The organism is Pseudodesulfovibrio profundus (assembly GCF_900217235.1).
Lineage (GTDB): Bacteria > Desulfobacterota > Desulfovibrionia > Desulfovibrionales > Desulfovibrionaceae > Pseudodesulfovibrio > Pseudodesulfovibrio profundus.
In genome coordinates this window covers 3,796,299-3,819,869 of record NZ_LT907975.1, presented here as the reverse complement: position 1 = coordinate 3,819,869, position 23,571 = coordinate 3,796,299, and the positions used below count along the sequence as shown (strand labels likewise).

Annotated in this window: 19 protein-coding genes; 3 read left to right on the top strand and 16 right to left on the bottom strand. The window is 54.5% G+C overall.

Annotated features, from left to right (window positions below):
• Positions 1-13: 13 nt before the first annotated feature.
• Positions 14-997, top strand: a complete 984-nt coding sequence (locus DPRO_RS17810) for a bifunctional riboflavin kinase/FAD synthetase (protein ID WP_097013283.1) — start codon at positions 14-16, stop codon at positions 995-997.
• Between the two features lie 2 nt (positions 998-999).
• Positions 1,000-2,859 (top strand): chloride channel protein, encoded by a 1,860-nt coding sequence (locus DPRO_RS17805; protein ID WP_097013282.1) that lies wholly within the window; start codon positions 1,000-1,002, stop codon positions 2,857-2,859.
• A 74-nt stretch (positions 2,860-2,933) separates the two neighbouring features.
• Here DPRO_RS17805 and speB read toward each other — a convergent pair whose 3' ends face one another.
• From speB to hmcA, 11 genes are all read right to left on the bottom strand, one after another.
• Positions 2,934-3,728, bottom strand: coding sequence for an agmatinase (gene speB, locus DPRO_RS17800; protein WP_097013281.1), 795 nt, complete (start codon positions 3,726-3,728; stop codon positions 2,934-2,936).
• A gap of 8 nt (positions 3,729-3,736) precedes the next feature.
• A complete protein-coding gene (gene hslU, locus DPRO_RS17795) occupies positions 3,737-5,122 on the bottom strand; it encodes an ATP-dependent protease ATPase subunit HslU (RefSeq protein ID WP_269459702.1) in 1,386 nt (461 codons plus the stop codon).
• A gap of 82 nt (positions 5,123-5,204) precedes the next feature.
• On the bottom strand, positions 5,205-5,744 hold the full coding sequence (hslV, locus tag DPRO_RS17790; protein ID WP_097013280.1) for an ATP-dependent protease subunit HslV: 540 nt from the start codon (positions 5,742-5,744) through the stop codon (positions 5,205-5,207).
• A 17-nt stretch (positions 5,745-5,761) separates the two neighbouring features.
• A complete protein-coding gene (locus tag DPRO_RS17785; protein WP_097013279.1) occupies positions 5,762-6,307 on the bottom strand; it encodes a macro domain-containing protein in 546 nt (181 codons plus the stop codon).
• Between the two features lie 62 nt (positions 6,308-6,369).
• Positions 6,370-6,795 (bottom strand): RrF2 family transcriptional regulator, encoded by a 426-nt coding sequence (locus DPRO_RS17780; protein WP_322788576.1) that lies wholly within the window; start codon positions 6,793-6,795, stop codon positions 6,370-6,372.
• Between the two features lie 151 nt (positions 6,796-6,946).
• On the bottom strand, positions 6,947-8,344 hold the full coding sequence (hmcF, locus tag DPRO_RS17775) for a sulfate respiration complex iron-sulfur protein HmcF (protein ID WP_097013278.1): 1,398 nt from the start codon (positions 8,342-8,344) through the stop codon (positions 6,947-6,949).
• Between the two features lie 26 nt (positions 8,345-8,370).
• Positions 8,371-9,048 carry a sulfate respiration complex protein HmcE gene (hmcE, locus tag DPRO_RS17770; RefSeq protein ID WP_097013277.1) on the bottom strand — a complete coding sequence of 226 codons (678 nt, stop codon included), beginning with the start codon at positions 9,046-9,048 and terminating at the stop codon, positions 8,371-8,373.
• A 26-nt stretch (positions 9,049-9,074) separates the two neighbouring features.
• Positions 9,075-9,206, bottom strand: coding sequence for a sulfate respiration complex protein HmcD (gene hmcD / locus DPRO_RS17765; protein ID WP_097013276.1), 132 nt, complete (start codon positions 9,204-9,206; stop codon positions 9,075-9,077).
• 19 nt (positions 9,207-9,225) lie between these two features.
• Positions 9,226-10,401: a sulfate respiration complex protein HmcC gene (gene hmcC, locus DPRO_RS17760; protein ID WP_097013275.1), complete on the bottom strand. Its 1,176-nt coding sequence runs from the start codon at positions 10,399-10,401 to the stop codon at positions 9,226-9,228.
• The gene (gene hmcB, locus DPRO_RS17755) at positions 10,402-11,475 is read right to left on the bottom strand and encodes a sulfate respiration complex iron-sulfur protein HmcB (RefSeq protein ID WP_097013274.1); all 1,074 of its coding nucleotides are present in this window, start codon (positions 11,473-11,475) and stop codon (positions 10,402-10,404) included.
• A 34-nt stretch (positions 11,476-11,509) separates the two neighbouring features.
• A complete protein-coding gene (hmcA, locus tag DPRO_RS17750) occupies positions 11,510-13,096 on the bottom strand; it encodes a sulfate respiration complex hexadecaheme cytochrome HmcA (RefSeq protein WP_097013273.1) in 1,587 nt (528 codons plus the stop codon).
• A 792-nt stretch (positions 13,097-13,888) separates the two neighbouring features.
• Here hmcA and DPRO_RS17745 point away from each other — a divergent pair.
• Positions 13,889-14,086, top strand: a complete 198-nt coding sequence (locus tag DPRO_RS17745; protein ID WP_097013272.1) for a tautomerase family protein — start codon at positions 13,889-13,891, stop codon at positions 14,084-14,086.
• A 40-nt stretch (positions 14,087-14,126) separates the two neighbouring features.
• On the opposite strand, the gene acs is transcribed toward DPRO_RS17745, so the two are convergent.
• The 5 genes from acs to DPRO_RS17720 all read right to left on the bottom strand — a co-directional run bounded on the left by acs (position 14,127) and on the right by DPRO_RS17720 (position 23,555).
• Positions 14,127-16,241, bottom strand: coding sequence for an acetate--CoA ligase alpha subunit (acs, locus tag DPRO_RS17740; protein ID WP_097013271.1), 2,115 nt, complete (start codon positions 16,239-16,241; stop codon positions 14,127-14,129).
• A gap of 192 nt (positions 16,242-16,433) precedes the next feature.
• Positions 16,434-18,737, bottom strand: a complete 2,304-nt coding sequence (locus tag DPRO_RS17735; protein ID WP_097013270.1) for a mechanosensitive ion channel domain-containing protein — start codon at positions 18,735-18,737, stop codon at positions 16,434-16,436.
• 67 nt (positions 18,738-18,804) lie between these two features.
• Positions 18,805-19,530, bottom strand: coding sequence for an MBL fold metallo-hydrolase (locus tag DPRO_RS17730; protein ID WP_097013269.1), 726 nt, complete (start codon positions 19,528-19,530; stop codon positions 18,805-18,807).
• A 79-nt stretch (positions 19,531-19,609) separates the two neighbouring features.
• A complete protein-coding gene (locus DPRO_RS17725) occupies positions 19,610-20,014 on the bottom strand; it encodes a gamma-glutamylcyclotransferase family protein (RefSeq protein ID WP_097013268.1) in 405 nt (134 codons plus the stop codon).
• Positions 20,015-20,240: 226 nt separating this feature from the next.
• Positions 20,241-23,555 (bottom strand): PAS domain-containing protein, encoded by a 3,315-nt coding sequence (locus DPRO_RS17720; RefSeq protein WP_097013267.1) that lies wholly within the window; start codon positions 23,553-23,555, stop codon positions 20,241-20,243.
• Positions 23,556-23,571: the final 16 nt, after the last annotated feature.

Sequence of the window (23,571 nt, the reverse complement as noted above, 5' to 3'; positions counted from 1 at the left end):
AAGACAAAATTTTATGATCGTCGCCAGGAACCCAGAAGATATCAAGGACATCATTGCCGGATCATGCGTCACCATCGGCAACTTCGACGGTGTTCACAAAGGTCACCAAAAACTCATCAGCCTTGCCTGCGCTCGTGCAGAGGCTCGCGGTTTGGTCAGTGTCGTCGTAACATTCGATCCGCATCCGCTTCGCGTCCTTCGCGATGATCGCAACCCGCCATTCATCACGTTGACCCAGCAAAAGTTGGAGCTCATTTCCCAATACGGCCCGCAAGTATGCCTGCTGCTGCATTTTACCATGGATATGGCCAAGCTCTCTCCTGAAGAATTTGTTCAAAAATACCTGCTGGACACACTCAATATGAAGGAAATGATCATTGGCTATGACTACCACCTGGGCAAAGGACGAGCCGGAAACTTTGAGACATTGAGTGCTCTTGGTCAAAAGAAAGGATTCACAGTCGACAGGCTCGATCCTGTCTCTGTGGATGGCGCAGTGGTCAGCTCAACCCGTATCCGTGATCTGGTCCAGGCTGGTCAGGTCTGGTCTGTCCGCCCTTTGCTCGGCCGCTTCTATCAGGTTCGCGGTGAAGTCGTTCATGGCATGAATCGCGGCGGACGGTTGCTCGGATTTCCAACGGCCAACCTCAAGCTGGTGGACGAACTGTTCCCCAAACCCGGCGTATATGCCATTTGGGTTGAAGTGGACGATGACGTTTACCAGGGCGTAGCCAATATCGGGAAGAACCCCACTTTTGATAATGATGCCCTGTCTGTGGAAGCCCACCTTCTGGATTTCAAAGGTGACCTGTATGGTCGCGAAATACAGGCACACTTCGTACAACGCATCCGTGATGAAAAAAAATTCTCCGGCATCGACGAGCTCAAAGAGCGCATCGGCAAGGACATAGAGTTGGGCAGGCAGATACTCGCCCAGCCCGATGCTGCCATCAAGCTGACCCGCCCCGACCTCGGTAATGCCCGCACACAAAAATAGTCATGAGCCTTTTCACCCAATTCTTCAATTACTGGCGCTCGTTTGCCAAAGCCTATTCAACCGTTGCATCTTTTCGCTGGCTGGTTATCGGCGTCCTCGTCGGCACCATGTCCGGTCTTGTCGCTGTCGCCTTCTTCTGGTTGGTTGAAATAGGCAAGTTCATTCTGCAACACAATCTGGCCGGACTGGTTTATCCGGAACCCGCAGGTGAAGGTATCTTCCATGGACCCCATGGGGAGTTCCGCCCATGGCTGATTCCGGTGTTCACGACAGGAACCGCCCTCCTCACCGGCTGGCTGGTCAACAAGTTCATCCCCGAGACTGTCACAGGCGGTACAGACGGCACCGATGCAACCATCAATGCGTTCCACAATCAGGGTGGCGTCATCAAGGGGCGTGTTGCGCTCATCCGCGGCGCATGCTCTGTTCTGACTATCGCCTCGGGTGGTAGCGCCGGTCGCGAAGGTCCCATCACTCAGATTGGGGCTGGCCTCGGCTCGTGGCTCGCCAACAAGTTCGACTTTTCCGCCAAGGAACGCCGCCTCCTCCTGCTCTCCGGCGCAGCCGGTGGCCTTGGCGCCATATTCCGCGCCCCCCTTGGTGGTGCGTTGACCGCTGTTGAGGTTATCTACCGCGAAGACTTCGAGGCAGAGGCCATTCTGCCTTCGGTCATGAGTTCGGTTGTTTCCTACTCCATCTTCACGTTCTTTTACGGAACCGAACCGATTTTCGGCATCCCCCGCTTTTCGTTCCATGACCCGCGCGAGCTGATTTTCTACGTACTGCTCGCCTTTGTCTGCGCCGCTGTCGGTTGGATGTACATTCGTACATTCACCATCATCAAATACAACATATTCTACCCGCTTCGCGAAAAGCTCGGCATCATCTGGTCCATGGGCATTGGCGGTCTCGCCATGGGACTCATCGGTATCCTTTACCCGCACACCGCGCAGGATGGACTGATCATCGGTGGTGTGCTCTCAGGTGGATATGGCTGGCTTGAGTTAGCTATTCTGGGACAGATTCCGGCCCTTGGCATGTGCTACATCATCGTCGGTAAAACCGTGGCTACCTCGGTCACCATCGGCTCCGGCATGTCAGGCGGCATGTTCGCGCCGGCCCTGTTCGTGGGCGGCATGTCCGGCGGTCTCGTAGGCAAGTTCGGGCACCATTTCTTCCCGGATATTGTCACGCAACCTGGCGCCTACATTCTGGTCGGCATGGCTGCATTCTTCGCCGGTGTCGCCAGTGCTCCCATTGGGCCGCTGATCATGGTCACGGAGCTGACTCAGGGCTATGGCCTGCTTGCTCCGCTGATGCTTGCCTCGGCACTATGTCTGGTGCTTTGCCGCAAGGTATCGCTCTACGAGCATCAGGTTGAGAACAAGTTTGAATCACCGGCACACGCTGAGGACGCTACCATCAACGTCCTTGAGCAGATGCATGTGTCTGACTTCTACAACCCCGGTGAAGTCATTGTTCTGGAAGAATCCACGACACTCAAGGCGTTGACGGACATCATTGCCAACTCGGATCAGCTCTACTTCCCGGTCAGACGATCCGAAGACGGCTGGTTCGTGGGCATGGTTTCCATTCATAACGTCCGCAACTGGATGTTCGAGGAAGACCTGCACGACCTCGTTGTGGTGCGCGACCTCATGTCCAGGCCGGTCTACGTACGACCTGACTATGACTTGTATCAGGCGCTCCTTCGCTTCGTGAACACCGACTACGGTCAGATTCCGGTTGTATCCGAAACCGATACTTCGGAGATTATCGGCCTCATCAACCGTGACGACGTCTTCCAGGCGTATGCCGAAGCCATTGCCGAAGTGAAAGGCGAAGCCGACGAAGTCAAATAAGCTCAATCAAATACAATCAAAAAGGGCGAAGGATCATGATGATCCTTCGCCCTTTTTATTCGTATAAATCACGGTTAATTCTTGAGCATCATTCCTGCGATCTCTCGGGCCAGCTTGGCAGCGACCATGCCGGTAACACCGTTGAGATCGCGCTGAGGATTCAGCTCCACAACATCCGCTCCAATGACCGGAACGTTGATGGAATGAATGATATGCAGAGCCTCCCGAACCGACATGCCGCCGGGTTCATGGTGTGATACTCCCGGTGCAAAGGCCGGATCGAGCGCATCGAGATCAAAGCTGATATACACCGGCTCATCAAACGACAAAGCAGGCCAGGACTGCTGGTCTTTCATCTCCAGCCACTCGATACCAAAGGTATCGCGCTGGTCACGCTGATGCCCATGGGCAGTCCGTATACCAACAGAGACAAGACGCTTGCACAGCCCGTCCTCCATGATCCGCGAAAACGGGCTTGCATGGGAGTACCGGTTGCCCTCGAACGCATGGTAGCAATCCGGGTGAGCATCAAAATGGAGTATGGAGAACTCCCCCACACTCGCCGCCAGTCCCTTGACCAGCGGATACGTTATGGAATGGTCTCCGCCGAGAAACAACGGCTTGCTTCCCGATTTCCCCGCTTCCTTTGCTGCGGCATGAATAGTGTGAATCGCAGCTTCGCCGGATGGCAACACCAGATCACCCTTCTCATGAAGGACATCAGCGAGATCAACCCCTGTTTCCGCCCACATGTTGGCCGAATCGCATCGAAGCGCTTCAACGACCGCAGCAGGTCCGGCTGTCGCACCTCGCATGTATGACGAATTTTCATCGAGCGGAACGCCGATAAGATCAATCCCAGCGTGCATTGTCACTCCTACAGAATGTAACGCGACAGGTCGCGATCCTCGATGACGTCACTCAGTTGTGAGCGGACGTATTCACGATCAATGGTAATGGTCTGCCCGGACTTGTCCGGCGCCTCGAAGGAGAGCTTCGCCAGTATCTTTTCCAGTATGGTGTACAATCGACGAGCGCCGATGTTTTCGGTTTCCTCGTTGATCTTTTCGGCAGTCTCGGCAATCTCTTCCAAGGCTTCCTTGGTGAAGTCGACAGATACGCCTTCGGTTTCGAGCAGCGCCTTGTATTGCACTGTCAGTGCATTCTTGGGCTCCGTAAGGATACGGTAAAACTCTTCCTTGTGCAGGGAATTCAACTCTTCCCTCAGAGGGAAGCGACCCTGCAACTCGGGGATGAGGTCCGACGGCTTGGCAAAGTGAAACGCACCAGCAGCAATGAACAGGATGTGATCGGTCTTGACCATGCCGTACTTGGTGTTGACCACACTTCCTTCCACGATGGGCAACAGGTCACGCTGCACCCCTTCTCTGGAAACATCGGTTCCGCCGCCAGCGTCCTGTCGGGAAGCGATTTTGTCCATCTCGTCCACAAAGAGGATACCCTGCTGCTCCACTCGCTCGCGAGCAAGCTCGTTCACGGCATCAGGATCGATGAGCTTGTCAGCCTCTTCATCAATCAGGACCTGATAGGCATCCTTGATCTTCATCTTCCGGGGCTTTTTCTTGCCGGGGAACATGTTGGAAAAGGCGTTTTGCAGGTTGGAGCCCATCTCTTCCATGCCCGGAATGGCCATTATCTCGACCTGAGCACCGGACTGCATGGTCACTTCCAGTTCCACCTCGCGGTCATCCAGCTGCCCTGCACGGAACATCTGGCGGAATTTCTCCCGCGTGGCATCATCTTTGGGCGGCTCGGGCTTCTCTTCAACCTCGCCATTGGCAGAGCCCATAAAGAATCCGGCAGGCCCCCCACTACTCTTGGGAGTGCTTCGCGGCAGCAACAGGTCAAGAAGCCGCTCTTCAGCATGTTTTTCCGCCTTGATGCGCACCTTCTCGGTTTCCTCTTTGTGGACCATGCTCACACCGATTTCCATCAGGTCACGAATCATGGATTCCACATCCCGACCAACGTAACCGACTTCGGTGAACTTGGTTGCTTCCACCTTGAAGAACGGACAATGGGTCAGCTTGGCAAGTCGGCGGGCAATTTCGGTTTTACCAACGCCGGTAGGTCCCATGAGGATGATGTTTTTGGGGGAAATTTCATCACGAAGATCAGGATCAATCTGCTGACGACGCCAACGGTTACGCATGGCGATGGCTACCATGCGCTTGGCGTCATTTTGTCCGATGATATATCTGTCGAGTTCGGAAACGATTTCTCTGGGTGTCAAATTACTCATAATATGAATAGCCTCCACATCTCGCTTGTGCTTTTACGCTGACCTTCATTGAGAGCAGCAAGCCACGATTGCGATAAGTGTGTTATTTTTCCTGTGCTTCCAGGACAATATTGTCGTTGGTGTAAACGCAGATTTCCGCAGCGATTTCCATGGCCTTTTGAGCGATTTCACTGGCTGGCAGATCGGTAGAGCGTTGGAGAGCCCGAGCGGCTGCAAGAGCGTAGGAGCCCCCCGAACCAATGGCAGCAACGCCGTCGTCCGGCTCGATGACATCACCGGTGCCGGAGATGATCAGGACATGTTCGCCGTCAGCGGCCAGCAGCATTGCTTCCAGTTTGCGCAAGTACTTATCTGTGCGCCAATCTTTCGCCAGCTCCACCGCTGCACGAAGCAGGTTACCGGCATAACTCTCCAGTTTGGCCTCAAACCGCTCGGAAAGGGTGAAGGCATCGGCTGTGGCACCGGCGAATCCGACGGTGACCTTGTCCTTGTAAATCCGACGAACCTTGCGAGCCGTATGTTTCATGACGACAGACTGGCCGAAAGTTACCTGTCCGTCGCCTGCTACCGCGGTACCGTTTTCGTCTTTGACCGCGACAATGGTTGTTCCTCTGAGTTGCATACTATCTCCTTGCCTGATTACAGGCAGTCTTCGGCTGCATTACGCCATACGTCGAAAGCGGTGCGGCCATGCAATACCATGAAAATTTCTGAGACCAGACCGTCTTGCAGCCCGGACTTGAGTTCGCCAAGCGCTATCCCAGCGGCCTGTTCCGCAGGATATCCGTATACGCCACAAGAAATGGCAGGAAAGGCTATGGAGTGGAGTTCATGCTGATGTGCCAGTAGAAGGGAGTTGGCATATGCCTGCCTGAGCAATCGAGGTTCGTCACGATCTCCTCCATGCCAGACTGGACCGACAGTATGGATGATGTGACGCGCACTCAGGCCGAAGCCTGGCGTGATGACGGCTTCACCTACTGGAAGAGTTCCGATTTCAGCGATGATTTTTTTGCAGGCTCGTTGAAGAGAGATGATTCCGGCAGCGTCATGGATGGCACCATCAACTCCGCCACCGCCAGCAAGGCGCGAGTTGGCGGCGTTCACGATAGCGTCCACTTCCAGGGTCGTTATGTCACCCTGCATGACGACAAGATTGCCGGAGCCGATTTTCCAACGTTGCATGTTGGTTGAGAGATAAATCGCCACAGCCGTTTGGCAAGGGGCGAAACAAGAAAAGAAAAAGACTAGTCGAGTAACTCGCCGATGATGAACGTATCGAGTTTCTCGAACATGGCGCGCGTGGTTTCCACCCAGATGGCTTTGGTCAGACAGGTCTGGGCCTGAGGACATGCATCACACTCGCCACCGGCCGTGCAGGTGCAGTCATCATATTTGGGCGGACATTCCATAATGCGGACAATATCGCCCACGGTGATCGAATCGGCAGGACGCGCCAGAAGGTGCCCGCCCTGGGGGCCACGACGACTTTCAATCAGTCCGGCACGTCGTAACTCGCGAATCAGTTTTTCGAGATATTTAAGAGAAATGTTTTGCCGTTCGGCAATATCACGCGACTGCACCGGCCCATTTTCACAATGGAGGGCTATGTCCAGCACCATTCTGGTCGCGTATCTGGATTTGGTTGTTATGCGCATAACGGTATCGCCCACCGATCATTGAACAGCGCAGAAGTTTCCGCACTCCATAACCGGATGGTAATGGGTCTTGTCTCGCACCATCCATGCCCGGCCTGGCGGTCGAAACCACCAGGCCGGTTGGACAGTTATTACATCCGCCTTATCGGCGTAAGGATCGAGAGTACTACTCTTCCTCTTCCTTGGGCTTCAGATGATCAGGCACAATAGCCATTTCGATCAGAAGCGGCTTGAGGAAGGACCATTCGATACCGATTTCGTATTCTTCTTCGAGGTCACGGATGGCATCCCAGCAGTTGTGGCAGGGTGCGATGACCAGTTCGGCCCCGGTTTCGAGGATCTGGTCACGCTTCTTGCGAAGCGCCACGTTACGCTGAGGACGGTATTTACCAACACCGTTGAATCCGCCACCACCGCCGCAGCAGTAGTTGTGTTCGCGGTTCGGAGTCATTTCGATGAAGTACTCCGGCTCAACGATGTAGGTCATGATCTCACGGGTGATGTCGGCCAGGCCGTGGTTACGAACGTAGTTGCAGGAGTCCTGCAAGGTGATCGGGCGCTTGAGCTTCTTGGCCGGATCGATTTTCAGACGTCCGGAACGAAGCACCTCGGCAACCCATTCAACGTAGTGGATGAACGGACGCGGAGGCAGGCCGTCTTCACGACCGACCCAGTACGGTCCCTCGATGGAGGTAGCACGGTGAGCGTGACCACACTCGGTACCGACGACGCGTTTCGGCTTCAGACGCTCAATCGCATCGTACACTGTTTTTACCTGCATGGTGCAGGCTTCCCAGTCACCGGCGAACATGGACAGGGAGGTCTGCTCCCATCCTTCGGAAGGCACGGTCCAATTCTCACCGGTCAGGTGGAACAGGATGGCGGCTTCAGCGATGTCTTCAGGGTAGTGCTTGGGCTCACGAGCGTTACAGGTGTACATCATGTCGGCGCCTTCAACATCCACAGGGATGGTCAGACCCGGCCATTCTTCCTCGGTTTCCTCGGCCATCCACTCGCAAGTTTCGACCCAGTCTTCCGTGGTGACGTTCATCTGTGCGCGATAGACACGGTGCATGCCAGCACCGATTTTCAGTTCCCACGGCACGAAGCCCTGAGAGTTGAGCAGTCCGCGCAGGTAACCGAACATGACACCCATATCGATGCCGTGCGGGCAGTAGTGACCGCAACGGTTACAACAGGTGCACTGAGACCATGCGACATCCATGCAGTGACGCATGAACTCGTTGGTGACGTTCCCGTTCTTCTTGACGATCTCGCCCAGGGTGGACTGGATCTTGTAAGCCGGGACCTGTTCAGGCACACGATCATTAACTTCATACAGGAAGCAGGCGTCGGCGCAGAGGCCGCAGTGGGCGCACATTTCAAGCCACGTTTTCAGACGGGACTTGAGTGTGGCCTTCAGGGATGCCTGTAATTTCTCGACATCAACGTCGAGCTCTTCCATTTCTTTATAGTATTGCTTTCCACCGGTATCGCTGAGTACCTGCTGGAGGTATTCCTCATCGTTGATCGGCGTTCTATTGCAAAGCTTACCTTCGGGCATTGTGGTTCTCCTTATACGCTAACGACTTACCAGTCGAAGCTCTTGTACTTCATGCCACCGCGCTTGATGCCGAAGTCCATACCGAGCTGTGCACGGGACCAGAAGAAGCCTACGGCGTGGAACAGCTTGGTGAACGGCAGCAACGCGATCCAGGCCAGGCCACTGATGATGTGAGCCGTCAGCCAGAAGTCGTAATTGCCTAATTCGTGAACGACCAGATAGCCGGATACGAAGGGGGCGATGGAGATGATCAGAACGAACCAATCCTTGGCATCGGTGAGAATGCGAACTTCAGGCAGAATCAGTCGGCGAATGGCGATACCTGCAGCAGCTACCAGCATGGCGACAGTCAGGAAGTCAGCGGCAGCCATGGACATGGTAGGCCAGGAGATGCCGAAACGCTCATTGAGAATGACGGCATGGCCTTCCAGCAACAGGGGAACGCCCAGCAGACCGATGTGGAACACGAAGAACATGATCGTGAATCCGGGTTTGGCCCTCCAGCTATGGTTAGCGAAGGGAATGATGAAAGCCAGGATGGAGCGCAATGCTCCCTTGGCACCGGCAGCGGGATGCGCGGAATAAGCGACGCGGTCCAGCTTCCAGTTCAGACCTTTAATGTAGAATACAGTGCGGGTGATCAGACCGATGACGGCGATAGCAAACGCCAGCCAAAGGATCGGGCCCGTTAACAGTTCATACATGGTTCAAACTCCTCGTATGCTGACCGTTAGTCTTTGTCCCTGCTGAACAGGAACTTCCAGTAGGCCACGAAGACCACCAACGCGGAACCCATCAGAATGTACACCCACCCTTTCGTGGCGAGCAGGAATTCTTGAAGGGAATATATTTCATTAGCCATTTTCTCGTCCTCCTAGGATTTAGTGCTCATCCTTGTAGTCAGGGTGATCATAAAAGATCGGCGTCTTACTACTGATGAACTTGAAGGTTACGACGAGCATGGTGCAGACAAACAATGTCACACCGATCTCCTGCCAGCTCGGGAAGTAGCGCATCTCGGACGGCAGGTGGTAATTGTAGGCGATCAGGGAAACGTTCAGACGGTTCAGGACAATGCCCAGAACGGTGAGAAGCGCGGTCCATTTGATCAGCTTGAGGTTCTTTTCGCGTGCACCTATGGCGTACAGGAAGGACGGCAGGAGCGCGAAACCGAGCAACTCGAACAGGAACCACTGGCCCCATCCGGTGGCAAGCAGGTGCCATTCGTTGTCGGCGGCAATGCCGATGACCTTGATGAAGAAGTACCCCATCAGTACCCAGGAAGCGCCTTTGGCGAACCCGAAGTACAGATCATCATGCTGTCCCAGGTATTCCTCGGACATCTTGCTGTGCAGCGTCTTGGAACCGTGGGAAATCCACCCTTCGAGCATGACCATGGACATACCGGCTGCTGCCGAACTTACGAAGAAGAACGTTGGCAGGTACGCGGAATACCACAATGGATGTAGCTTCGATGGCGCGACAATATACAGCGCTCCGAGCGAAGACTGGTGCAAGGTGGAAAGCACGACGCCGAATACGGTCAGGGCGATGGTGCATTTGTGAATCAGGTTACGCAGACGTTTCTGGCCGAAGTACTCGAGCGCTGCCGGAGAGAACTCCAGGAACAGAACGGTCAGGTACAGAGCAACGCACAAACCCACTTCGAAGAGCATGGACGTGGTGCCCGCGGACACGACGAACGGGTAAGGCAGGCGCCAGGGACGACCGAGGTCGTACTGCAGGGCAACGACAACGAAGAGGTAGCCGAGGAAGGCCGTCAGGATGGCCGGACGGACAGCGGCGTGATGCTTCTTCATGCCGAAAAGGTAGACGGCCGAGGAGGTGACATAGCCACCGGCGGCCAATGCGACACCACAGAGCAGGTCGAACCCGATCCAGATGCCCCAGGGGTTGTTGTTATCGAGATTGGTAACCGCTCCGATACCACCGGCGAAACGCCAGATGGTCAGGACGACACCGAGTACCAGGATGAGGCCGGCAATAACATTGAACGGCGTCATCAGGGATTGTTTGGTCTGGGCTTCAGTGCTCATTTATGCGCCCTCCTCTTCCTTTTCACCATTGGCCTCTTCTTCGGCAGCCTTCAGGGCTTCCTCGACGGCTTTGGTGACTTCACGCTTGACGGTGGCTTCCTTGTCATTGCGAGCGCGCTCCATGGCGGCCTTCATGTCGGAATTGGCTTTGTCCTGCGTTTCCTTGATGGCCTGAGCTACAGCTTCGGCCTTTTCTTTCTTGGCGATCTTGTCCGTGCGCTTGGTGATGCCGTAGACGCCTGCGAGCAGCAGAGGCCACAGGGCCGGAACCATGGCAACAACAGACAGTGCGCTGGAGTTCAGTTCGGGACCGGAAGTGGTACCGAGGTCCTCGCGCATGCCGATCTGGTTGAACGGCGTGCCGGAGAGGTACAGCCAGCTGGTGCCACCGACTTCGTGCTCACCGTAGAGGTGATCCACGTACAGCTCGGGATGGGCTTCGATACGGTTGCGGGCGATCTTGATCAGATCATCACGCTCGCCATAAACCAGCGCTTCCTTGGGGCACTTGTTCACACAACCCGGAGCATCGACCTTGCCAGTGGAGATGTGCGGTTCGCACAGGTGGCACTTGATGACCTTCGGGGTGATGGGATCGTTGTATGTGTAGGTCGGAATCTCAAAGGGACACGCGACCATGCAGTAACGACAACCGACGCAGACGGATTCGTCGTACGTAACGGCGCCGGAAGGCTGCTTTGTGAACGCCTTGACGAAACAAGCAGAACCGCAGGAAGGCTCCATGCAATGCATGCACTGGATCTTGCTGAACACGGAACCGCCTTCAGGCTGTTCGTATTTATTGACGACTGTGTAGGCTTCGTTTTCGGTACGGCGTTTCGTATCGAGCACACTGAGATCGCTGAACGGTTGTTCCGGCTTGGCCAGACCGTTGATCTCATTGCAGCCTTCTTCACATTTGCGGCATCCGATGCAGCGCGTGGCGTCGAAGAGGACGCCTTTGCTTCCCGGATATCCTTCAAAGTGTACGTTTCCAGCGGCTTGAGCCTTTGTGGGAAGCACGGTGGCGACACCGGCTGCCCCCATCAGGCCGAGGAAGTTTCTACGTTTCATGGATGACTCCTAGTGTATTTTCACCGGGTTCGGATTACTTCTTCTTTACGTGACAGCCTTCAGCATCGCTACACGTCGTATTCGACGGCTTTTCGAGCTGCATGGCGGTATGACAACCCATGCACTGACCATGGTATGCGGCTTTCAGGCCCGGTACGTCCGGCTTGGCCGGGTCGAAGGGCTTGTTGTGGCAGCTAGCACACTTGGGCGGTGTTTTGGATGCGGGGCTGTTGTGGTGACAGCCGGAGCACATCAGGGTGTCCTGTCCGTGGAAGTAACCAGCCATGTTGTCACCCTGCATATCGGCAATCAGCTTCTTGACGATCTTGCGATGGGGGAACTTGCTCGGCTCGTACTGGTCAGACAATGCGCCGATGACGATCTCTTCCGGGATGTCAGCGTCGGTGATGGTCATGACAGTCTTGTCACGAGAAGAGACAAGCTCGGCTGCAACGGCTTCTTCGATCTCCTTCTCGGGGATCATACCGTCGACGTAGAGTTCCTTGGCGGATTCAACGTGACACTTGGCGCAGGAGTCTTTGGAAGGAGCCTTGGTCTCGCGCATCTGACTGTGACAGCCAGCGCAAACGGGTTTCTCTTCCTGTTTGGCCTTGTGGCAACCCACGCAGCCCTGCATGTTGGTCTTGAGGTGCATGTCACCGGCCAGCTCGAAGAACTTGCCGTCCATGGAGCCTTCGCCAACGTGACAGGAACGACAATCCTTGACGTATTCCTCATGGCCTTTGTGATCAAAGGGAACGGGACCCATGTTTGCCTGCGGCTTGCCATCCTTGACGGTGACGAGCAGCGTGTGATCGGGCTGACCGCGCATGAGGCGTTCAGGATTCTCGACGACCTTCATCTCGGCCTGGCTTGCAGCAGAGTGACAACCAGCACATTTGGCGGGACCGGAAGCTTTCTTCTTCGCGGTGTACTCCATGTGGCAGGTAACGCACTTTTCATGCGAAGCCATGGCGTACGAACGCACAGTCAACTCTTCGTTGACAACGCGATCCTGTTCCATGTGACAGTTGCGACAGTTCTGCTCTTTGCCTTTGTCGGCAACGAGTTCCTTGGCGGCTTCATCATAGGTGTGGTGGCAGGTCTGACATTTTTCGTCACCGCCGGTTCCGCGGACGTGGCGGAAGTGAAGCGATTTGTCCAAGGAGATCGGCTGCCATTCGGAAGCAGCAGGATTCTTGGTGTGGCAGGAGCGGCACTGGCCGTCCAGCGGACCGGACTTCTGTCCGGCAGAGACCATGTCTTTGTGACAACCAATACACTGGTTGTGGTAGATGGTCTTGATGGTGTCTGGGTCTTCATCGACCAGACTCTTGAATTTGATGGAAAGTTTTCCGTCGGCATCTTTCTCGTGACACGATGCACAGTCCTTGCCCTGTTTAGCCAGAGCTTCGGTGTGCTGGTCGTGGTAGAAAGTAACCACGGGCAGTTCAAGCTTTTCGAATTTCGCCAGCGTATCAATAGTCACTGCGTCGACCCGAGCCTCGGAAACGGCTTTGGCCTGCGCTTCGAGCCCCTGGGCTTCGATAGAGACAATTGATGTGACAGCGAACACGAAAAGGATTCCAGCCCAAAACAGCAGTCGTCTTCCTTTCTCCATAACGCATTCCTTAATAAGTTTGTGGAATACTATGCACCCTCTCCAACCAGGATGTTCTCAACGACCTACGCATTCGTGGATACGTCAATCGTCGACTCCCGAAAAAAAGTGGACGAATCCACACGATCGGTCGCCGGAACACCCGGTGGTTGCAGCAACACGCCCTCCGGCGTCAGTGCAGCGAGCCCCTCAGGTCAGGCATTTATCGTTAGGTGAAACGAAGACGCACCACTCCATAAAGGATGCACCACACGAATTCACCAGACGACAAAACGCCCAATGTCCTAAAAACAATATGTGCTCGAGATTAGCCCCTCAGCTAATTCCCTCTGCAAAGGTACGGTTTTATTATCTGTTGAAATAACAGGATAATTCCACTTTCCCTTTAGCAACTCGTCCTTAATTCGCAGTTTCAGCAAACCACGTTTTGCCCCAAGTCCGAGTTACTCTACCAGTTCGGTAGGAATTGATCTATACCGAACCGGTATACAACCGTCAAGACACCTATGGGAAAAAGCAGGCAAAAAACTTGTAATTTATTGGCAATAAGCCGTTTTTGCTCACCTTTTGAATCACCCCTAATTACGTGTCTCAACCGGGCTGTTTTTCCGTCGCAACGGACCGGTCTTTCTGCCTGCTTCCATAACTTCTGTCACGCGGAAAATAATTTCACTCTTATTTAGTATGGAATTGCAAGACGGCCCTGACAGCCGATCTGTATACAAACATTCGAGGGCGGGTTACTGAAAAGGATCTGGGTTTCATTACCTCATAATAAGAAACGGAGAAGTCATGCCCTTTGTCAACATTCGCATCACACGGGAAGGAGCCACGCCTGAGCAGAAGCAGCAACTCATCAAAGGAGTCACTGACCTGCTTGAAGACGTGCTTGGCAAAAACAGAAAGACCACCTTCGTCATCATTGACGAAGTGGATACGGACAACTGGGGGATCGGCGGCGAACAGGTAACGGAACTGCGCAAGAAGTAGCATGGGGACCGGAGTTACCCGCTCCCCTTCCACTTTGCGATTAATCGTCTGACAGGTGCAGTGTCATCCGGACATCGGCGACAATGGCCTTCTCATGATTGATGAGCACAGGATTGAACTCTGCTTCCCATACCTGCGGCAGGTCCAGCGCCATCTGTGACATGACCATGATGATATCTTCCAGGGCCGTGAAATTCACGGGCTGCTCTCCCTTGATCCCTTTGAGCAGCATATAGGATTTGATCTCACGAACGATCTCAAAGGCGTCCTGTCGGGACAGCGGAGCAAGCCGGAAGGAAATGTCCTTCATGATCTCAACGTAAATTCCGCCCAGACCGAACATCAACATAGGGCCGAACTCTTCGTCGCGCTTGAAGCCGATGATCACTTCCTTGACGCCGGGAGGCGCCATCTCCTGCACCAGACAACCGGCGATATAGGCTTCCTGGCGCATGCGCTGGGCACGGGCTGTGATATCCTTGAACGTTTCCATGACTTCGGTCGCGTTTCGCAGGTTGACCTTGACTCCACCCACGTCCGACTTGTGCGAGATATCCGGCGAGGCGATCTTGAGCACAACCGGATATCCGATCTCTTCGGCAGCGGCCACAGCCTCATCGGAAGAACGGGCAAGCACGGTTTTGGGCGTCGGCAGCCCGTAGGCGCGAAGCACTTCCTGCGCCTGAAATTCGACTATCTCCGACTGGTGTCGCTTCTCGTGATCGCGAACCAACTGCAACGCGGCTTCCTTGTCCCGCTTGACCTCTGCGTACTGCGGTTCAGGGCGATTCTTCCATATATTGTATTTGTACATGGACTCAATGGACCTGACCGCGGGTTCCGGGAAGGAATAGCAGGGAATGCCCGCTTCCATGAGCATCTTCTTGGCCCCGGCTACCCGGGTTTTGCCCATGAAACACGCAAATACCGGTTTGCCGCATTTGGCAGCAGTGCGGATAACCGCCTCTGCCGTCTTTTCGATCTCAACCGAGGCTGTCGGCGTCAGCAGCACCAGAATGGAGTGGACCATCGGATCTTCGGAAACGACACCAAGGGTCTTGCGGTAGCGATTGGCATCCGCGTCACCAACGATATCCACTGGATTATAGAAAGCAGCGTAGCTCGGCAAAAATTCCTGCAGTTTCTGGATGGTCTTCTGTGACAGTGTTGCCATGGACAAGCTGGACCTGTCGGCAGTATCCGCCGTGAGGATGCCTGGGCCACCAGAGTTGGTCACAACAGCGAGGTTAGGCCCTTTGGGCAGCGGCTGATTCGAGAATGCCTGAGCCAGATTGAACAGTGTTGCCACATCGGCAACACGAATTACGCCCGACTGATGAAAGGCAGCAGAGTACGTCTGATCCGACCCGGCAATGGCTCCGGTATGCGAGGATGCCGCCTTGGCTCCCGCAGCAGTGGTACCGGACTTGATCATGATGACCGGCTTGTTCAGGCTCGCCTTGCGTGCCTGCTTCAGGAACTCCTCTCCATGCTCGACATTCTCGATATAGCCAAGAATGACCGTGGTCTCATCATCATGGTTCAGGAAATCAAGCATGTCCGCTTCATCCAGAACCGCCTTGTTCCCGAGACTGATAAACTTCGAAAAGCCGATGTTTTCGCCGAGCGCCCAGTCAAGAATAGCCACACACAGGGCACCGGACTGGGAAAAGAAGGCAATGGAACCGGGATTGGGATGACCTGCCGCAAAGGAGGCATTGACTCCGGCAGTCGTATTCATCATGCCGAGACAGTTCGGCCCGAGGAGGGCCATGCCCGACCGTTCGCACAGCTCAATAATCTGCTGTTCGAGGTCGTACCCTTCCTTGCCTATTTCCTTGAATCCGGCGGTGATGACGATGGCGGACTTGGTACCGATCTCGGCCAGCGCCTCCAGTGAGGGCAGTACATACTCCCGAGGTACGGAAACGACCCCAAGGTCGAGGCCTCGCGGCAGCTCGGCTATATCATTGATAACAGCCAGCCCTTCGATTTCGGTCGCCTTTGGATTGACCGGATACAGCTTCCCCTTGAAGCCTGCCTTGAGCATGTTCGAAATAATGGTGTGGCCGACTTTGCCGGGCGAAGCCGAAGCACCGATAACGGCAACGGTTTCCGGTGAAAAAAAAGCGTGTAATTGTTCCTTGGCGATCAAGGGGGAATCTCCTGTGAATGGTGTTCGCTAATGCCTGCCGACACTAACCTGAAACAGAACACGGAACAAGGGCGGATTGCAGGACGCAAGATGCCGTTGTACGCCACGGCCTAACGTCCGCAGACGGCCCACATCAATCGCCAACACGTAACAGGAGGGAGAGAACATCTCCCCCCGTCCCTACTCGTTCTGCTACTTCTTTTTCGCCTGCTGCTTGGCCTGATCTTCATCAACGGCCTTCTGTGCAGCCGCAGTTGCCACGGTAGCCGCTTCTTCAGGCGAAAGCTGTGCTGTCTCAGGCAAAGACACGGAGACACGCGGTTTGGCGAACTCGATCCCCGCAGCTTCAAACTCCTTGCGCATCTTGGCCAGCACCAGTTTGCGGAGCGTGAACTGTCCGCCCGGTTTGGTCATGAACTTGACCCGCATGCGCATGCCATACTCTTCCATGGCCTTGACGCCCTGGCTCTTGATGTCCGACAGCATGAACTCGTTCAACTCGGGAATAGCCCGGATTTCCTTGTTGATCTTCTTGATGATCTTCTTGATCTTGTGAATGTCGGTATCGAACGGCACAAGGTAGTTCAGCTTCATGACCGCCCAGTCTCGGGTCATGTTCTGTATCTCCTTGATGGAGCCGAACGGGATCGTATAGAGCGGCCCCAGGTGGTGGCGCAGCTTGAAGGAACGAACGGATATCTGTTCCACGGTTCCTCGGGCACTGCCGACGATGATGTAATCCCCTACGCGGAAGGCGTCATCCATCAAGAAGAAAATACCTGAGATGATATCCTTGACCAGCGTCTGAGCGCCAAAACCGATGGCGATACCAAAGACGGACGCACCTGCAATGAGCGGCCCGATGTCCACGCCAAGTGACGACAGAATGATCAGGGCAGTGACAACAGTCACGGCCGCAAAGATGAACTTTTTCACCAACTGCAACAGGGTCGAGAAACGGTCACCGCCAGGGCCACCGCCGTCGCCTTCACCGGAATCATCCTGCGCCGCCTGTTTATCCCGCAGCTTGTCTTCGATGTAGTTGGAGATGTAAATCCAGAAGATATAGGCAAGCACCAGTGTCAGCAGGATATCAATGCCCGCACTGACCGTTGCTCGGCCAAAGTTCAGATTGACCCCCCAGATGCGCAACAGCAGGAATACGGCTGCCGCAAAGACCAACATCCGAAAACTGCGAGACAGGAAGGTCTGAAAGCGCGTAATGGCAGGCGCTTCACTTGCGCCTTCCTCGCCATCAGCCGAGGCTGCTTCTGCCCCGCCACCAGAGTCGGCAAGGTCAACTGCAAACCGAACCAGTTGCTGCGTCGCCCAATCGACCAGAAAATACAGCGGAACTACCAGCAGCGTGTAGACACCGGCCATCATGGCCCTATCACCAAAGACCAACAGGGCCACCACCCAGAAGAACCAAAAGACAAAGCAGTACCCCGTCACCCCGACATGCCATGTTCCCGCCAGTTGATACTGCAGGGAGTTCTCTTTGGAGAAACGACGGATGGTATCAGCCACTTTTTTGCTGTGCCACAGCGCAACGAGGCTGATTGTGACGGCAACGACCAGCCCGGTAATCGCCAGGATAACCAGAAAAGCCAATTCGCTGCCACGTGACATTCGGATAATGCTTGAGAGCAGGATACCAACGGACACAATCCATGCGATGCGGATAGTCCACTTGTAAATGAGCTTGGCCGCTTCATCGCTCAAGGGAAGAAATCGTATGGCGCTGACATCCGGCACAAGCAGAAGCCGCGCCAGTGTGCGGACAATTTCCACGACCAGCATGGCCCCGAACCAGGCGAAGATGACGGGGCGCCCCGTGGCAGGCTCGTTAAATATGATGAGATACGGAATGAGCGTAACAACTGCGATAATCAGCACAGTCACGATATCAAACAGCGCACGGGCCAGCAGACGGCCGATCTTGATCCAGAGCGGTGCTGCCGGATCAACATCCTCAATCCGCCGACGAACGCCGTCCATCCTGCGCTTCACGAAGAACCGCACGCCAAACCACATGACAGTGATGGTGACAAGCCCGGCCAGCAGATGTCCGGGAGGGTGCACCCCTTCGCCGGAAAGCGACTGCATGATAGCATCGGGAAGCAGGCGAGGCGCGGAAGCCGCACCGGAGAACAGGTAGGAAAGTCGTTCCTTCACATGTTGAAGTGATGCCTTGCTGCGCAATATCACCCCGGCTATCCCGGTTTGCTGATGTTGATCGGGAGAAGGATGCGGAGCATTCTGCAATTCCGAGATGAGCAGTCGACGCACCTGCTCGTCGCTCATGCCAGCAAGCAATGCCTGCACTTTTTCCGGGGGTGTCCCAGGGGGAATGGAAACGGATTCGGCCTGTCCACCTCCACCGGCATCGGCCATCATGAGTGCTGCAGCAGGATTGGCCCCACTGGCTCCCACAGGAACCAGCAGCAGAAAAAGAACTATCAAGGCGACCAAATTGGACGGTTTGCAAGACATGGCGACTCCGATTGATGCATGAAACGATTGATCAACCTGTTCGCTATAACAAAAAGCTGAAAAAAACTTAAATGATAAATTCCGAGGAATCCCCTGATTCCGAATAGATAAAGAGCCTGGTGAACACTTCTCCCACAGCCTCCCGGAACCCTTCAAGCCAGTCGGTTTCCCCAAAGCTGTGCATGGGGACGAAGACCTTGGCCCCGGTCTGCCGGTACGCCTCGACTCCTCCGGCCAGATTATCCAACCGCTTGTCTACATTGGAAAAGGCTACATGAGGCTGAAAATCCCGCACCCGTTCCATGGCATTATGGAAGAATCGGGAAGTATACTCCTGCTCCTTGGCTGATGCGGTCTTCCAAATCCATTTGGCCAGATCGCCACCGAAATAGAAGCGGAAATCACCGTCTTCCACAAGAAAAGCCACACCCAGGTCATTACTCATCATTGTCTCAATGGACAGGCCGTGAAACTCGTAGGTTTCATCAGGTTCGACAATCAGCACTTCGGCGTCAGTGGGAATCGTTTCCGGTCGCATGTCCTGCACATCATCGGAAAAGACATAGCAGACGGACTCGGCAGTCGAGACCATGCTCACCATATCGGCGTTGAGGTGGTCGTCATGACTGTGAGAAACGAGCACCACGAGATCGCTGGAAGCCACGGCGTCCATAACCCGCTTCTGCGCCCCCTCCGGCAGATGGCTGTCACTGGGATAATCGAACAGATAGGTACGGCTGGCAGTTTTCAAAACAAAGCAATTATGGTGAATGTACGTGATTTCAATGTGCAAGAGGTCTCCTTTCACGATTCATATTCTGATCGTGAGCTTAGCAGACCCGATGCATATTGTCCCAAGGCAATTGAAAAAACTATTCACAGCCCAGGGCGGTCGTCGGCTTGAATTCTCCACTGGGAATTAGGCGTCCCCTCGGTTCAGGGAAGAAATATATCCACGCCCGCAACCGTTCTCCCGAGGCTAGAGTCACTTCGATCTGTTCCCGGCGATAGAGCCTCGGATGCCCTTCCAGCATGTCCAATCTCGAAAGCAGGGCATTATCCACCTGATACACTTCACCCACTATGCGACTCACCGGTTGACCCGGATAGACCAACGGATACTCATCCACATACAGGCTGTAGCGTACAACCGTTTTGGCTTTGCCCAGGAATCGGGCGTCACGAAAAAAATAGTGATTGGCGAACCCGTGTTTCAAGGTTCCATAGGCAAAGACTGCATGGCGCCCAGAGCTGTTTTGGTTGGCGTTTGTCCCCATGAAGACCCCGTGATGTTGACATTTTTGATCACGTCAGCAGCCGCATCTCGACAATTATGTCGAAGCCAGCGCCAACGCTGTCTACCACCATGATCCCGGGACATTGAGAGAATCGACAACACTGACAGTGGATTACCCCGTGTGGCCGAAACGTGCGTTCCGGAGCGGCAGGTCATGTATATAGGGTCTCTATCAAGTATCAGGCCAAAACCATTGCGGCGCTGAATCAGGAGGCTTCACCGGGAAGCGGAATCCGAACGATGAAGGTGGCCCCCTTCCCTTCAATGGAGTCAATTTCCATGACGCCCCCGTAGTGCTCGACAATCTGTCGGCAAAGGGTCAAACCGAGCCCCGGTCCTTTATCGGTCCTGTTGAGGGTATCGCCGGTATCGACCTGATGAAATGGCTCAAACACCTTGGCCAGATCCGCCGCAGGGATGCCGCTGCCTGTATCGGATACAGTTAAAACGAAATGACCTCCCTCTGCCGAAGCGGCAAGGGAAACAACCCCTTCGGCAGTATGCCGGAACGCATTGTCCAGCAACACCGAGACCACCTGTACCAACCGTTTGGGATCCAGATGAAGCAGAGGCAGCTTTTCTGGAATATTCACCTCGAAACGAACCGCGTCCGAATATTGATCACGATACCTGAACGAATCAGACACGCCGGAGAGAATACTTACCGGATCGACCGGCACATCCTTCCATTTCGCGCTCCCTTCGTGAATGGCGGTCAAATCCATGAACACATCAAAAAGCCCGTTAAGACGGCGTGCTTCCGACGAGACGATTTCGAGGTTGGACAGAATACGCGTGGCCGCCCGATCTTCCTTGCGGTCCTGATACACTTTCTCCAGGTCTTTCCTGATAAGCTGCACATACCCAAGCACAGAGGTCAGCGGAGTCCGCAGGTCGTGGGCCACGGATGTCAGGAACATGGATTTCATTCGATCCAGCCTCGACAGTTGATCGTAGGCATCCTCCAGTTCCATGGTCTTCTTCTTGAGCGCAGCGGTTCGTTCCTCAACCAGACTTTGCAAATCCTGACCAGTCTTGTGAATCTTGGAAACATCCAACAGGCAGATAAGGTCGGCGAAACCTCCCCCTATGTGGATGGTTTTGGAATGAATTTCTACCCATCGGACACGACCAGTGGCGGTTATGGCCCTCCATTCGTAGGTACCGACAGCACCGGATTGGTTGCGCTGTTTTTTCTGTACCTGCATGCTGACGAAAGCACGGTCGTCAGGGTGCACAAACCGCATAAAGCCCTTTGGAGGCATGGAAAGCAACTCCTCGATAGACACCTCAAAAAGGTCGCAAAATGCTTGGTTGGCAAAGGTTATCCGATCATCCTGAATCAGACCGATACCAAGCATGGTTTGCTCGGAGAAGGTCCGGAACCGTTCTTCGCTCTGTCGTAATTCCTTGGACATAAGCGTTTCGCTCAAGGCATCCGAGAGGCGACGGCTGGCCTCTTTGAACAGCAACTTGTCTGCTTCGTTCCATATGCGAGGATTTCGGCACTGGTGAACGCCCAAAACCCATGGCAGATCGGTGCGAGGGAAAATCGGTACCAAAAGCTGTGATTGCACGGAAAACTCTTTGCGCAAACCACTTGGGATGGGGTGTCCCGTACTTGCGTCAAAGGCCACCGGACCAGAACTGTTCAACACAAGCGTGATCAAATCCGCTGTTTCCTCATCGACCGGAAGGGGAGCTCCGGTCAATCCGGCTCCGGGGAACTCGGGGACTGTCCGCTCCACGGGAACACTAAAAGTTTCCGCTCCCTCCACACAAGGATACATGAGCCATGCACGGTCCGCCCCCAAAGCCGCACGCAAGGTTTCGACCACAGCGGACAGCATGGATTCCATATCGCTATTCCTTCGAATATCGCGGTCCACACGTTCCATGCTTTCAAGGAAATGAACGTGCGCCCGTCGCTCCTCATCGGTTTGCCGACGTTGGGTGACATCCATCAACACGCCATCAAAAGCTACAGGCTCTCCATTGTCATCATAATGAACCCTGCCCTGGTCCAGAACCCAGCGAGAGGTGCCCATCGCATGGTGAACACGATACTCCAGGGCATACGGCTTCCCATCAATGATATGTTCCTCAATGATTTGCTCTACCCAAGGTATATCCCTTTCATCCATCATGGAATCAAATGAGCGCTTCCCTTCCATATAGTCACTCGCAGGATACCCGGTCAGCTCAAACACCGCATCGCTGATGAAGTCCACGGATCGCTGCTCACCTATGGTAGAGTGATAGACGACTCCGGGAATATTGGAGACCAGGGTCTCGAAATTTTCTGCATTTTTTCGAGCCTTGCTCTCGGCAAGAGCTCGATCACGCAACATATCGTTGGCAACTTCCACCAACTGCTGGAACTCGGAATACTTTAATGACTCCACTTCCAGAATCTCACCCGAAGCTGAAGCCTCAGCCCACGCAGAAGAATAAGCCTGCAAGCGATTTCGCATACGCTTGGCCAAGTATAGTGAGATCATGAAAGCCAGGAAACTCAACAGAATCAGCAGAGCTACGGCAAGCCCTGTTTTCAGCCATAAATCTTGTTCCAGCTCTGCTCGCGCATCAGCAAGACGCGCTTCGATGGCGTCGACATGAAGTCCGCCTGCGACAAACCATCTCCACCTGGGGACAGGGGCGGCATAGCTCACCTTGTCGTGAATGACGTTGTCGCTGAGGCTGGCCTGTTTATAGGAAACAAAACCGCCCCCATTCTTGGACGTAACAATAAGACGCTGGATATATTTAACTCCCTCGGAGTCTCTGGCATCCCATATATTCACCCCCCTGTCGGGGCCGACTACGGCCGTACCGTCCCATGTTCCGGCAAAAATGTAACCGCCTTCTCCAAAGCGCATGCTTTCCAAGCGCTCTGCCAAATCCCACAGGGTTTTATTGTCCACCACCTCAAGACAAGCGCCTGTGACAAAACGGAATGGAAGATCGACTGGAGAGGACGTTTCAAGCAGCAAGGTGTATTGTTTTCGCCCTGAATTGGATTGGACGACCACCCGTCGTTCCCCTTCGACAACTCCTTGCAGACTTGTAGAGAGCTGCAACAAAACACCTTGAACATCCATGCCTCCAGGGAATGGAGCCAACATGTACAGTGTACCTTCGTAAGAACGGAATAATGAAGCTACCCCTGTCCGGCCGGGAACAAGGGTTTCGAGAACCGATTCGGTTGCATGGTCGACCCTATCCCCATGCAGGTGAGCGCGGGCGATAACCTCGGCCCGATGAAGCCGGATGGCGTTTTCCTCACGAATCCGCTTCACATTTTTCCGCCGAACATGTTCGATAACCGTAAGCGCCTGGCTGACCTGCTCCTGCATCAACTGCTTTTGCTGATCATAGTATTCTTCCCGCAATCGTTCCGACTCATGCGTAAAATCAAGCACCATCTTTCCGGCCCACACCCCGCCAAGGACGAGTATCGAGAACCCCGAAACGGCAAGCATTGCCCAGAAATTGATGCTACTGATGGAACGTAAGAACATGCACGGCCAACCCGGT

Excerpts from the sequence above, each read along its gene's own strand:
- DPRO_RS17745 (WP_097013272.1), top strand. The coding sequence starts at position 13,889 with ATGCCCTTTGTCAACATTCGCATCACACGGGAAGGAGCCACGCCTGAG.
- hmcB (WP_097013274.1), bottom strand. The coding sequence starts at position 11,475 with ATGAAACGTAGAAACTTCCTCGGCCTGATGGGGGCAGCCGGTGTCGCC.
- hmcE (WP_097013277.1), bottom strand. The coding sequence starts at position 9,048 with ATGTATGAACTGTTAACGGGCCCGATCCTTTGGCTGGCGTTTGCTATC.
- hmcD (WP_097013276.1), bottom strand. The coding sequence starts at position 9,206 with ATGGCTAATGAAATATATTCCCTTCAAGAATTCCTGCTCGCCACGAAA.
- hmcC (WP_097013275.1), bottom strand. The coding sequence starts at position 10,401 with ATGAGCACTGAAGCCCAGACCAAACAATCCCTGATGACGCCGTTCAAT.
- DPRO_RS17810 (WP_097013283.1), top strand. The coding sequence starts at position 14 with ATGATCGTCGCCAGGAACCCAGAAGATATCAAGGACATCATTGCCGGA.
- DPRO_RS17785 (WP_097013279.1), bottom strand. The coding sequence starts at position 6,307 with ATGCAACGTTGGAAAATCGGCTCCGGCAATCTTGTCGTCATGCAGGGT.
- speB (WP_097013281.1), bottom strand. The coding sequence starts at position 3,728 with ATGCACGCTGGGATTGATCTTATCGGCGTTCCGCTCGATGAAAATTCG.
- DPRO_RS17805 (WP_097013282.1), top strand. The coding sequence starts at position 1,000 with ATGAGCCTTTTCACCCAATTCTTCAATTACTGGCGCTCGTTTGCCAAA.
- DPRO_RS17725 (WP_097013268.1), bottom strand. The coding sequence starts at position 20,014 with ATGGGGACAAACGCCAACCAAAACAGCTCTGGGCGCCATGCAGTCTTT.
- hslU (WP_269459702.1), bottom strand. The coding sequence starts at position 5,122 with ATGAGTAATTTGACACCCAGAGAAATCGTTTCCGAACTCGACAGATAT.
- DPRO_RS17735 (WP_097013270.1), bottom strand. The coding sequence starts at position 18,737 with ATGTCTTGCAAACCGTCCAATTTGGTCGCCTTGATAGTTCTTTTTCTG.
- hslV (WP_097013280.1), bottom strand. The coding sequence starts at position 5,744 with ATGCAACTCAGAGGAACAACCATTGTCGCGGTCAAAGACGAAAACGGT.
- hmcA (WP_097013273.1), bottom strand. The coding sequence starts at position 13,096 with ATGGAGAAAGGAAGACGACTGCTGTTTTGGGCTGGAATCCTTTTCGTG.
- DPRO_RS17720 (WP_097013267.1), bottom strand. The coding sequence starts at position 23,555 with ATGTTCTTACGTTCCATCAGTAGCATCAATTTCTGGGCAATGCTTGCC.
- hmcF (WP_097013278.1), bottom strand. The coding sequence starts at position 8,344 with ATGCCCGAAGGTAAGCTTTGCAATAGAACGCCGATCAACGATGAGGAA.